Raw genomic sequence first — 12,581 nt, forward strand, 5'->3', positions numbered from 1 at the left:
ATCTTATTCCTCCCCTCATATAATATATATCACTATTCCCATGGGGTAATAATACAGGTAGATGTTGTGATTTCCTTTTTCCACCAAACCAACCAAGTAATTACTCATATCATAGGAATTAGAGATGTCTTCATTTTAAACATAGTATTTCGCCTGGGTTTGATAATATTTAGCATAATCTCCATTTTTATCTATAAGTTCTCTATGAGAGCCCTGTTCAAATATAGTCTTATTCTTTATAAAAATAATTTGATCAGCAGTTGATGCACAAGTCATTCTATGAGAAATATAAATAACAAGTTTATCTGCAGCTAAATTCTTGAATTTGCTTAATAAATCATCTTCAGATATTGGGTCTAATGCAGATGACGGCTCGTCCAGCATTATTACTGGTGTTTCTCTAAACAAAGCTCTAGCCAATGCAAGCTTTTGATTTTCTCCTCCTGAAAGAATTACTCCGTCTTCATAAAAAATCTTATCAAGGTTTGTATGTATCCCTTTAGGTAAAGTTTTAATCTTACCACCTAATCCAACTTCTTGAAGATATGAAGAAATCTTAAATTCATTACTATCATTGGATTTATTCAAAGCTACATTTTCAGCAATTGTAAAAGAAAAGTATTTAAAATCTTGAAAAACTATGCTAAATATATTTCTATAATCCATATAATCTATTTGATTTATTGGAATATTATTTAAGTATATGGTTCCTGAAGTTGGTTCATATAATCCGCTTATTAAATTAATTAGGGTACTCTTTCCTGCTCCATTTTCTCCAACAATAACGTAGACTTTACCATATTCAAAAACATAATTTATATTTTCCAGAACATATTTATCTGTTCCTGGATAAGCAAAATATACATTCTCTAAACGTATTGTTAAATCATTACCTTTTAATACACTCTCTATTGTTTTTATTTCTCCATTTTTTAATAAGATATCATTATTTCTCTTAATATCACTTTCCAGCTCCATAAATTCTCTAAAAGATTCTATATACTTTCCATTTATATTTAATTGAGTTATAAATCCTACAAAGTTTAATATAGCACTTGAAAGCTGACTTGTAGCAGTAAAATATTGAGAAAATTGTCCCACAGTTATATTACCAATAAAAGTTTTCCATGCTAAATATAAATAAATGCCGTTACTTTTTAAATTTTCTCCTATTATACTTACTATTTTAATATTCATACTCGTATTGTATAATTTTTTCAATCTAATTCTTAAAAAGCTTAGAGTAGTCAAATATTTGTTCATAATCCAGTCAACAAATCCAAACATCTTCATTTCTTTTGCAGAACTACTCTCCCCCATAATCCTTATATAATAGTTAAGAATACGTGTTAAATATATATTTTCATCTCTTTGTGAGATTTTCCAATTCTCCGATTTTAAATTTAGATAAACAGAAAAAAATGAAAAAAGTATTATAACGAAAATTAAATTAATATCTGCAGAGATTATTATAATGGTAGTAGATATAATTAATACTATACTTGATAAAGAATGAAATAAACTATTTATTAAATTGATACCTATTCCTTTATAGATTATATCTTGGGCTAAAGCTAATTTTTGATGAGTTTCCGGCAAGTCTAATTGTGCCATATCTAATGATACGACCTTTTTATTAATAATTAATAAAAAATGCATTGCATAAAGATGCCCATTAAGATTCACATATTTTTCAGTCAAAATCGCAGTAATTAGTGATGCTGTCAATTGAATTAAAATATAAATTAAAATATAGTTTACTATTTCACTAAAATTCTTACGGTTAATTAATCCATCAATTATTAGTTTCGGTATTATTATATATATTAATGGAATTAAACCTTCTATAATTGAAATTATTCCTTGGGATATGACATAGGATTTACTAAACTCAAAAACATATTTGAAAAAATAAAAATTATTCTTTATATTGTTTTTATAATTTTTTTTAGAGTCCATATAAGCTCCTTTTTTCTTGATAATATAAACATCAAGGGGCTGGTATTTAAATAAATAACAATTTAAGTACCAGCCAACTGATATTTAACTAATTTGCAGTCCCGCAGCCGCAGCCACAGCCCATTCCATTTGGAGGGCAGGTATTACCGCCACCTTCACCAGAACAATTACAACCACACCCATAGCCAGGATAATCCCCGCCATTCCCTGGCGGAAAGCCTGTACAGCCACAGCCATAACCATTTTGACAACCACAGCCACAACCCATACCAGGATTATCATTACCATTAAAGCATGAATTTCTAACTATCTCCATGGAATATCACCTCTTTTCTAAAATATATTATTAATATATTTTAAGCCCATGAATTAATAAAATATTGTCTGAAATAAACTAGATTACTATATTCATACTCATTTATATCTTTAAAATCTCAATATTTTAATATACGATTTTCATATTAATACCTACTAATCAAGTCCTTAAAAATTACATACTTTGAATTATGCTTTAGTCCCACAACCACAACCACATCCACATCCGCAGCCACATCCTGCCCCACTAGCCATAATCGATATACCATTATTTTTTTCATCTCTAATTATATCCACATTATCACCTCCACATTAATATATTATTTATTATTCTATATTCATGTGCTTAAAACCAAAGAATTTAAGCATATTACCTATAAGTACTTATTAAATTTTCTAATTCGCTTTCTTCAATTTTGGGATCACAAAAATATTTTTCCCCATGAACACGTCCATTTACACATCTACCGCCAAAACAAATTGGTAATACCCTACACTCCTTGCACTCATCTTGCAAGTCAACCTTATTACTAATCCACCTAGAATGTTTATCTTCAGCTAAATTCATTGAACCATCTTCTGATATGTATCCAATTTTATTAAGATCATCATCTAATGATAAGGTACATTTTAAAATCGAACCATCATAATCAATTATTAAATTATTGTGTTTAGAAGCATAACATACCCTACTATAAGGTCGTGTCATAACATCCACCACATCATTGTTTATGTTTAGCTGTTTTATTACTTTAGCAATATTTACAGAGGATTTAGCAACATCTAATTTATCTAGTATATCTAATTTATCATCATTACAGCCACCAAGTCTTTTTATACCTTCATAATATATACTAAACCTATTATCAAAATTTTCTTTTATATATTTATAAAATTCTTCTGCCCGTAAAAATACTTCATCATTAAAATTAGTGCGTATTGTTACTTTAAAATTATAATCCGTGCTAGCCATATATTTCAAATTTTCCATTATCTTGTCCCAACTACCTCTACCATCAACACTAGCCCTATACTTATCATGAGTTTCTTTAAATCCATCTACTGTTATCTGATAATATCTACAGTTTAAAGAAGAAAGAACTTCAAACCTTTCTGGATATATCAACGCACCATTTGTTGTTGCGCTTGCACTATAAGGAATTCCGTACTCTTCACATAATGATTTTACTTTTCCTAAAAAAGCTACAACTTTATCATATTCTACAAATGGTTCTCCGCCAAAAAGTGATATAGCAACACCTGTATATAATTTATTTCTTAGAGAATTATCTATATACTTCAATATACTGCTATAAAGGTCTTCTGTCATAGCTTTATTCTCATGTTCTTCATAGCAGTAAATACATCTGAGATTACATTGCCTTGTTACAATTAAAGTCAGTACTAAGGTAGTATCTCTTACAACATCCCTTTCATAACAATACCTAGCAAATTCATATTCTCTTCTATCTTTAGGAACTAGAATCCCTTTTTCATAAAAAGTCAATATCATCTCATCAGAGTTATCATAAATAATTGTATCTTTTTCCATTATCTCTCTCAATTTTCTAACATTTATTTCTGAATAAATGTAAATTATTGCACCAGAAAGAGAATTATAAACCAAATATGTACCGTCCTCTTTAGGTATAAAAAAATTATAATAGCTTTTTTTCAATACATTTGGTTTTATCATAAGCTTTTCCATTAAATCATCTCCTCATATAATATGATCATCCCCAACTTATAAGCCACCTAAGTATATTTAATTCTTTACATAGCTATATTTCCCCTATCCTCCCCTCTAGTTTTAATATCATTAAAAAACTGCTAATGGAAAAGAAGTAATTAAATTTCATCCATTAATCACATTACTGTCAAATTTATTATTGTTAGAATTAAGATAATAAGCCATATATCCTTTTTGCATTGCTTATATCATACTCTTTCCCTTATAATAATAATAGCAGGTACGATTTTAAATAGTTAAAACTTGGAGTAAGTGGTCTTTTTTTGGGCTGAACGGTTTTTAGGAGGATAGTTATGTTCAAAATTGGGATTTGTGAGGATAATAAAATTTTTTCATTAGAATTGAAGTCAATTATTGAAAGAAAATTTACTCAGTACAATTTAGAATCTAAAATAAATTGCTTTTATTCAGGAGAAGACACTCTTGAAGGTATTCTAAATGCAAAGGAAAGGTATGATATTATATTTTTTGATATAGAGCTACCAAAATTAAATGGAATAGAAGTAGCACGAAAAATTAGGGAATTATATGATGATACCATATTTATATTTATCACATATCTAGATGAAAAGGTATATGAAGCTTTAGATTTAACAATTTTTCATTTTATTAGAAAAAGTCATTTTCAAAAGGAAATTAATTTAATTCTTGATTCATTAATAAAAAAACTTGACTATTTAACTGAAAAATATGCCTTTCCCATAGGGGAAGATAATGTTTATTTTAGACTTTATGATATTTTATATCTTGAAATATTAAATAGACAATTAATTATACATACTAAAGAAAATGTATATACTTCAACCTATCGTTCCTTAAAAGATATTTCATTTGATTTAACAAAAAAACATTTTTATGAAGTATATCGAGGGATTATGGTTAATCTCAATCATGTAAAGGATTTTATAGATAATAAAATTATCCTTTCTAATGGAGATATAGTTTATATAGCAAGAAGAAGACTCAATGGATTTAAAGAAGAATTCTATAAATATATTTCATCCAAGAGAGAGGGATAATAATGTCACGTCTTAATATTATATTAAACTTTTTATTCTGTATAATAGATGCTATGATCTTTATAAATCTGTTATATATTTTTAAAGATAATAAAAGCGAATACAAATTCACTGATAATATCTCTATAATAGCAGGAATATCCATTGCAATATTCTTCTTTACTCAGTTGGGAATTATTCCTTACACTAAGGTAATCCTTATTTCAATAGTTCTGTTTTTTATAACATTTTTATATGAACTTAGATTATATCAACAACTTTTAATTGTTATATTATATTATTTTATATTAATTATATCAGAATTATTAATTACATTATTAGCTTCAAATATTTTAAGTGTAGGTGTAGATAGTATTGGAAAACACAACTATTCTTTCTTTTTTTTAGGAACAATTAGTAAGTTCTTATCTATATTAATTCTTTCGTTAGTTAAAAGAAGATTTGCCAATAGGAAAATCATACTTCCTATAATTCTAAATTATATTATTATATTGATATTACTAATATCTACTATTTCAATGGTTTTATTGTTTTATTCTAATTTAAATTCGCATTCTAAAAGTATTCAATTTATTTTATTTCTTGTTTGTTTATTTACCTTATTTACTAGCATAGGCATCTTGATAATTTATTTTTATGCAAACGATTTTTATATTGATTTACAAAAAGAAACTACTAAAAAAATTTATGATAAGTCATACGAAAAATTTATAGCTAATGCTGAATTGAGAAATGACTCTTTAGCTAAAATATGGCATGATATAGGAAACCATATTAAAGTCTTAGAAAAAATGAACAAAATAGAAAATAATACTGATATTGAATATATTAATTCAATAAAAAATAGACTTAAATCAATTCCCAATACCATAAATACTGGAAATAAATTAATAGATATAATATTGAATGATAAGTATTCAGAAGGTATTATGAAAGGTATAGACTTTGATATAAAAGCAATAGCTCCTCCTAAAATAGACATTGATGATATGGACTTAAGTTCTATATTGTTTAATACTATAGATAATGCAATAGAAGCTTGTCTAAATTATAGTGGGAAGAATAAATATATTTATTTAGAGTTATATCCAGATGGAAACTTTTTATGTTATAAAATTAAAAACACATATACTCCTATTAAAAATACCTCTGTTAAAAATTTTTACTTTAACAAAAAACAATATATTTCTTCTGGATATGGGCTTAGTATAATAAAAGATATTGTAAATAAGTATGATGGCTACATGGATATAAATAAAGATGATAAAGAGTATTCAGTTACTATTGTTCTTCATTTAAATAACCAATCAGTCCAAGAAATAACCACTTAGTCCAAATTTAAACTGTCTTTAGTTTTGTTTGTTATAATAATTATAAAATTTGGTACAAAATAAAGGAGGTATTTATGAAGGATTTTGTAAAAGATTTTTTTACAAAAAGATTAGAATTAAATTTTATTAATATTTTAATGATAGCTTTACTTGTTTATGTCTATAATCTTTCTGGAAACAAATATTTTTTAGTCTACCTTTTTTTCTTTAGACTTATTGCATTATGTATAGATTATCTGACAGATTATTTAAAAAATTAAATACATCCTAGCCTAAAATTTTCTTAATCAAAATTTTTCTTGAAAAATCATTCACCTTATCTTTAGATTTTTATATATTTTAATTTTAAAGATAAATAAACCTTTTATAATAAACAGACAGTGGCTTTATGTAAAGCCACTGTCTGTTTATTATAAATTACAAATCATAATCGTCCCAATAAAAATCAAATTCATCTCCCATATTATCTATATAATATTTATAATCACGATCTTCATATGCCCATATAGATTCTCTACCCCTATCTCCTTCATAATTTCTATATGGACCACCATTATAATAAAACCTCTTAAGATTAGTATCATATAATTTGCGTGCTATCCCAATCACTATACATAGTAGCAGTACCCTTAGCGTAAATATAGCAATTAATATAGTAGCAATATTAGAAACAGTAGCATTTTTTTCAATTCCATTATCATCAAATAGCTACTATCAATGATTAATTTACAATAAGTATAACAGATATAATTGATTTATTGCTAAAGCTTGGATTAAATTGAATGGGATACTTAATAATATTAAACAATAAATATTCAGAAAGAACTATGAAAAATATAGACTTTGATATAAAAACAATAATTCTTCTTGAAATAGACATTGATAATATGGACTTAAGCTCTATATTGTTTAATACTATAGATAATGCAATAGAAGCTTATCTAAATTATAGTGGGAAATAAATATATTTATTTAGAGTTATATCCAGATGGAAACTTCTTATGTTATAAGATTAAAAATAGTTATGCTCCTATTAAGAATACTCCTGTTAAAAATTTTTATTTTAACAAAAACATTATATTTCTTCTGGATATGGTCTTAGTATAATAAAAGGTATTATAAATAAGTATGGTGCTACATGGATTATAACCTTGCTATATTTCTTTTGAATTAAAGTTCTTAATTTCTTTCAACAATCCTAGTTTAGGTTTTTATATCTTATTTATTAAATATTAAATAGTTTCAAAATGAATTCTATTTTTTTATTATCCATCAACAGTTAACAAAAGTAAAATGATACAATTCACAGCAAATATCAGCAATAATAAGGACTCAATTTTGTTCATTTGTGAATATGTTACATATATTTTCCCTATTATTATTGATATAAGAAAAATAATTAAAGAAAAACCTGTTTTTTTATTTTTTTCATTAATATTTCACCCCTCTCATACTAATATATAAGTTTCATTGCTTGTCTACTCCTAATAAAGGAAATGAACCCTTAAATCCTTTGCTACTTCATCCAATAATCATAGTTCCTTTAATAGTTTCACAATTGTTATTAAGTTTATTGCTAATAGTAATTTATTTAGTGTATACAAACCCATAATTCCAATGACTTACTTGTTTGTGGAATAATATTATATATCTTCTTTATTTAAGATTTCTTACATTTTATAGGGACACATTTCTTTTTCTATGTTTAAGACCTATTTGAATATTTAAATTTAATACTATTGTGATTTATATTTTCATATCATGTAATTCATAAATCCCATTCTCTATTATTTATATCCACAACTCTATTTCCATCTTATATATTAAATTCTTGAAATCATAATATCCTTATATTTGTAAAAATTATTTTTATATTATAATTATATAACAGAGGCAAAAAAAGAACTCCAATGAGTTCTTAGTATTATCTAGCTGCTTTTAACTTTGCTATGTCGTTCCAATTCTTTGATGTGACTATTTCCATCGTATAAAATTCCTCTGCTAATTTATCTATTTTATCATTAATTTCATATCTAAATTCAGTTAGTTCAGCTGTTTGCTCAATTATAGCTTTTATATCTCTCTTGATTTCTTCTTGGTCTCTTCTAATTTGTTCTTGATCTCTTCTAATTTCCTCTTGACCTTTTTCAAGATTCATCTGACCCTTTTCAAGATTCATCTGCCTCTCTTTAAGATTCATCTGACCCTCTTCAAGACCACCTATCCTGTCTTCAATATTACCTAATTTCTCAAGTACTATCTTTTGAAATTCCTCGTTAGTCATTTTCTAAGACCTCCTTCATCTCATTTCAATTATAACTTAATAATAATTATATATTATTATAATTATTTATACAATGAATATCATATAATATAAAAGTTGTTTCATAAACTACTTATAAAATAATTGTATATGCCAAATAATTAAATAACTCTTCTACTGGAAAATATCTTAAGGGATTTCCAAATTCAACATCTAAAAGCATATCTTTATATTTTATAATATGAATTGAAAGAAAGTTAATCTAATACTAAACTAGGTTATAGATATTATAATTTTACATCATGAATTTTGCAAACTAGAAAGATATAAAGAAGGTTTTCTCTTATATTAAAATATTAGTAGTTAATAAAAGATTTTAAAAAACTTATATGGGGAAATTTTTACCTATTATACTTTAATTAAATTAAGAATAAAAGATAATCATTTCTTATATCCCTAGTTTATATATAGTCTTCTAAGGATATTTTATTAATGTTAATGGAATTTCGCTAGTTTCATCATTAAAGCTTATAACTACATATACATCTTTGTAGTTTCTTTCTAAATATTTATTTGAGTCAAAAGTAGACTTATATACACCAAATTTTGAAAAATTCTTGTTTTTTATTATTCTTAACTTATCAGTATATATACTTTTATTCTTCACTAAAACATCAACATTTATTTCAGAAGGCAATTCAAATTCATCTGTAGCTGGTGAAATTACTAATTCACAATTATACCTTGGAGTTATGTTTAGAGATGCTCTCCAAAAATCATTATTTCCTCTTACATCAACAATATCTGTTTTCACACTTTTTGTATAAAGAATTGAACATATACTTATAAAGATAATAATTATTAAAATTTTAGAAATGTTCTTTTTCACAAAATAATCTTCCTTTAACTTTTACATATCTAATTATGATACTATTATACAAACATATACAGTGAAATGTGTAACTATATATAATTATGGAATTAATTTAGTTATATATTGAAATATTTATAATTACTTACTATTTAAATTGTACACCCAGCATAGGCTAAACTATATGAAAAATATTCTTAAAATCGTTACTGCTAATAATACAAATATAATGATATATCTTTTTCATCTTATTAATCCTTCTACTTCAAAGAAATTACCAGAAAATATATTTATTTTATTTCATATTCCAGATTCATGAGTTTTAGATTTCCATAGCTGAAAATATATCCTTATTTCAATATGTCTACAACAATTTCAAATTTCTGTCCATCACCTTTACAATTAAAAATATATACTGGTCGGTAGAATCCCTTTGAATCCAATTTATAGTCCATATATACATCCAAAACCTTAATGGAATTAATCTCCTCAGCTGAAAAGAATATCCATGCATTTCCTTTCAGTATTTTCTCAGCTGCCTCTTTCTCACTTATAATAAGAACATCTTTTACCTTGGTATAAGTAATTATATTATTTTTGATTGTTTCGATTGTTCCATCATCATAACATATACACTCCAGCTGTCCATCCGTTAATAAATCTCCATATATGTGCTTGTCTATTTTCCATGTATAGGTGTTGTCATTTTGTGAGCTAAATATTGCTCCTTCCGGAATTTTTATATTAAAATAACTTAATTCTTCTAGCAATATCTTTTCATCCATATTTATATATTCAGTTTCCTCATGCTTTAAAAAATTTGTATAATCATAGCTTCCATCTAAAAATTTTATCATCAATACATAGTTATTATTGTTAGTCTTTAACCAATAATAAACTAAATTAGTATATAAGTCTTCTTCTAACTCTATACCCTCAGTGTTTATATTTTTAAAAAAACTTTCAGCAAAGATTTTTGTTTTATTACTATTAAAATCAGGAGCTTTGTATATAGGAATCATGTATTCCCCACTGTCTAATCCAGTTTCAAACTTAATATCTACATTTTTAGTATTCATTTTTATGTACCCTGGTAATTTTAAAATGCCAAACTCCTTAGTATTGTAATATATAACCATTCCTGCAAATATAATTGTCATAATGAAAAGCGGAAGTGTATATTTTAATGCTTTTGAAAATCGGTTTTTTTGTCCCTTTCTTATATTCAAAACTGACATTATAGTACAATACCCTATCAATATTCCAATACTGTTATTAAAAATGTCATCTACATCAAAAACTCTCGAATTTGTTTTTAATTGTGTAAATTCAATTGCTAATATAAATATTATACTTGCTGTCATTGTCCATTTTACTTTATAAAACTTATTATGTAGAAGTGGCAACAGTATCCCTAATGGTACAGTCATTAATATATTTAATATTATATGCTGCAGACTTGATATTGAAAGTATCACAGATCTGTCTATAGGAACTAAACAAATTAAAATTAACATATTTATCAACGTATATTCCTCTATTTAAGAGAGTAACATCAAAAATTAGAATTATATAAGAAAAGGTAATAAAAATTACAAGCATTTGTTTTTTCAATAGATTTTTCTCTTCTATTAATATTCTAGTTCTCTTAGATCTTCTATAAAATATACAACAAGCTATAGCTACTAATACAATAGCTACTCCATATACTTTTAAATTTAATTTTGTAATCACTCTAATTATTTCATGAATTATCATACTTCAATCCTCCAGTGAAATTGATGATTTCTACATTATATAAAAAAATAATATATTAAAAATTTAAACAACGAAAAGCAATAGGTTACCTATAATGGTAACCATTGCTTCCTTTGAAATTAATTTATTGGCTTATTGTCCATATAATCATCTAAAAGCATGTCTTTATATTTTATAATATACATTGAAAGAAAGTTAATCTAATACTAAACTATAAATAACTAAAACCAGACCACACAATAGATTTTTCTAAATCTTACTTTATTTAATAAGCCTACCTAATTCACTGAAGAACATATCCCCAAATGAAATATATCTATGCTTGTCCATTAAAACTACATACTTTCCATCTAATGTTTGCCATTCATCATAATCTAGGTCTTCTTTTCTTTTTTTATTAATCAATTTAACTTTTCTTTGAGTTCTTGGTGTCATTACCTTAATTGTTCTGATAACTTTATCATCTTTAACAAATTCCATTGTATATAACCGTTTCATATTTAAAATTGACATGTATAAGTCTTTCTCTCTTACAATCTTTACTACAATTATTTCATTTTCATCCACTTTAAGAGTAGCATCTTTGAAAATATTTTAGAATCCAGTTTTATATAAAACTTTCCAATGCCCTATCTAAGAAATAGTCATTGCTCTTGTCATAATCAGCAGATTTTACATATGACCTAGCCTTATACTTTCCTTCTCCTGGACCTAGTAAAACAGACCATTTTCCAGTAATACCTGCATTAAAATATGTTCCGTTATTAATTCTTACATATTTCGTTTGCGAATTCTCAACTAAATATGTTGCTGCTTCACCAGCTTTCTTTGCTACGTAATGTCCCCCAGCATCTTTAATAAGTACTAATACATCTACAAAATCCAAGAGACTGAAATCACCACCTATACCAAGTAGAGATATTATTGTTGCACCTACTTAATACAATTTAGTTGTTAAATAAAAAACATTTTCAAATACAATCTTTTTTCCTACCCCGCCCATTCTCTTAATCCCCCTGATTAAAACCTTTTTACCTCTATCCCTCATCTCTAGTTTTATTATTAATACTTAATTCAACTACCATCAAAAAAACTTCTATGACAAAAAGTAATTAATTTTATCTACTAATTCCATTACTGTTAATACATAACATATTATTACTAAAGCCAAGATAATAAACCATATATCCTTTTTATAATGCTTGTCTCATACCATTTCCCTTATACTAATTATAACAAGTATAACTTAAAATAGTTTAAATTTGGACTAAGTGGTCATTTTTTGGATTAAACGGATACTTATAAAACAAAATAC

Annotated in this window: 14 protein-coding genes; 4 read left to right on the forward strand and 10 right to left on the reverse strand. The window is 25.7% G+C overall.

The features are described from left to right. Positions 1-135 precede the first annotated feature (135 nt). The 3 genes from BUB33_RS07735 to BUB33_RS07745 all read right to left on the reverse strand — a co-directional run bounded on the left by BUB33_RS07735 (position 136) and on the right by BUB33_RS07745 (position 3,982). On the reverse strand, positions 136-1,959 hold the full coding sequence (locus BUB33_RS07735; protein WP_072975078.1) for an ABC transporter ATP-binding protein: 1,824 nt from the start codon (positions 1,957-1,959) through the stop codon (positions 136-138). An 88-nt stretch (positions 1,960-2,047) separates the two neighbouring features. Continuing rightward, positions 2,048-2,275 (reverse strand): hypothetical protein, encoded by a 228-nt coding sequence (locus tag BUB33_RS15820; protein WP_115322108.1) that lies wholly within the window; start codon positions 2,273-2,275, stop codon positions 2,048-2,050. A gap of 369 nt (positions 2,276-2,644) precedes the next feature. After that, positions 2,645-3,982: a radical SAM/SPASM domain-containing protein gene (locus BUB33_RS07745; RefSeq protein ID WP_072975084.1), complete on the reverse strand. Its 1,338-nt coding sequence runs from the start codon at positions 3,980-3,982 to the stop codon at positions 2,645-2,647. Between the two features lie 335 nt (positions 3,983-4,317). Between BUB33_RS07745 and BUB33_RS07750 the strand changes: the two genes are divergently transcribed. The 3 genes from BUB33_RS07750 (at position 4,318) to BUB33_RS07760 (ending at position 6,634) form a co-directional block, all read left to right on the forward strand. After that, positions 4,318-5,043, forward strand: coding sequence for a LytR/AlgR family response regulator transcription factor (locus BUB33_RS07750; RefSeq protein ID WP_072975086.1), 726 nt, complete (start codon positions 4,318-4,320; stop codon positions 5,041-5,043). A gap of 2 nt (positions 5,044-5,045) precedes the next feature. Continuing rightward, the gene (locus BUB33_RS07755; protein WP_072975088.1) at positions 5,046-6,374 is read left to right on the forward strand and encodes a sensor histidine kinase; all 1,329 of its coding nucleotides are present in this window, start codon (positions 5,046-5,048) and stop codon (positions 6,372-6,374) included. Between the two features lie 74 nt (positions 6,375-6,448). Next, positions 6,449-6,634 carry a hypothetical protein gene (locus BUB33_RS07760; protein WP_072975090.1) on the forward strand — a complete coding sequence of 62 codons (186 nt, stop codon included), beginning with the start codon at positions 6,449-6,451 and terminating at the stop codon, positions 6,632-6,634. A 157-nt stretch (positions 6,635-6,791) separates the two neighbouring features. Here the strand turns inward: BUB33_RS07760 and BUB33_RS07765 are convergent, their stop codons facing one another. Continuing rightward, positions 6,792-6,983: a hypothetical protein gene (locus BUB33_RS07765; protein WP_072975093.1), complete on the reverse strand. Its 192-nt coding sequence runs from the start codon at positions 6,981-6,983 to the stop codon at positions 6,792-6,794. A gap of 173 nt (positions 6,984-7,156) precedes the next feature. Here BUB33_RS07765 and BUB33_RS07770 point away from each other — a divergent pair, with 173 nt between their 5' ends. Beyond that, the gene (locus BUB33_RS07770; protein WP_072975096.1) at positions 7,157-7,336 is read left to right on the forward strand and encodes a hypothetical protein; all 180 of its coding nucleotides are present in this window, start codon (positions 7,157-7,159) and stop codon (positions 7,334-7,336) included. A 962-nt stretch (positions 7,337-8,298) separates the two neighbouring features. On the opposite strand, the gene BUB33_RS07775 is transcribed toward BUB33_RS07770, so the two are convergent. The 6 genes from BUB33_RS07775 to BUB33_RS07800 all read right to left on the reverse strand — a co-directional run bounded on the left by BUB33_RS07775 (position 8,299) and on the right by BUB33_RS07800 (position 12,152). Continuing rightward, positions 8,299-8,658 (reverse strand): hypothetical protein, encoded by a 360-nt coding sequence (locus BUB33_RS07775; RefSeq protein WP_072975099.1) that lies wholly within the window; start codon positions 8,656-8,658, stop codon positions 8,299-8,301. Between the two features lie 454 nt (positions 8,659-9,112). Continuing rightward, positions 9,113-9,526: a hypothetical protein gene (locus BUB33_RS07780; protein WP_072975102.1), complete on the reverse strand. Its 414-nt coding sequence runs from the start codon at positions 9,524-9,526 to the stop codon at positions 9,113-9,115. Positions 9,527-9,858: 332 nt separating this feature from the next. Continuing rightward, positions 9,859-10,938, reverse strand: coding sequence for a VanZ family protein (locus BUB33_RS07785; protein WP_072975108.1), 1,080 nt, complete (start codon positions 10,936-10,938; stop codon positions 9,859-9,861). Beyond that, positions 10,898-11,266 carry a hypothetical protein gene (locus BUB33_RS16040; protein WP_072975111.1) on the reverse strand — a complete coding sequence of 123 codons (369 nt, stop codon included), beginning with the start codon at positions 11,264-11,266 and terminating at the stop codon, positions 10,898-10,900. The genes BUB33_RS07785 and BUB33_RS16040 overlap by 41 nt, the downstream gene beginning before the upstream one ends. Positions 11,267-11,527: 261 nt before the next feature. Next, positions 11,528-11,764 carry a hypothetical protein gene (locus BUB33_RS07795; protein WP_143154892.1) on the reverse strand — a complete coding sequence of 79 codons (237 nt, stop codon included), beginning with the start codon at positions 11,762-11,764 and terminating at the stop codon, positions 11,528-11,530. Positions 11,765-11,873: 109 nt separating this feature from the next. Beyond that, positions 11,874-12,152, reverse strand: a complete 279-nt coding sequence (locus BUB33_RS07800; protein ID WP_072975115.1) for a hypothetical protein — start codon at positions 12,150-12,152, stop codon at positions 11,874-11,876. Positions 12,153-12,581: the final 429 nt, after the last annotated feature.

The organism is Tissierella praeacuta DSM 18095 (assembly GCF_900128955.1).
GTDB classification, from domain to species: Bacteria; Bacillota; Clostridia; order Tissierellales; family Tissierellaceae; genus Tissierella; species Tissierella praeacuta.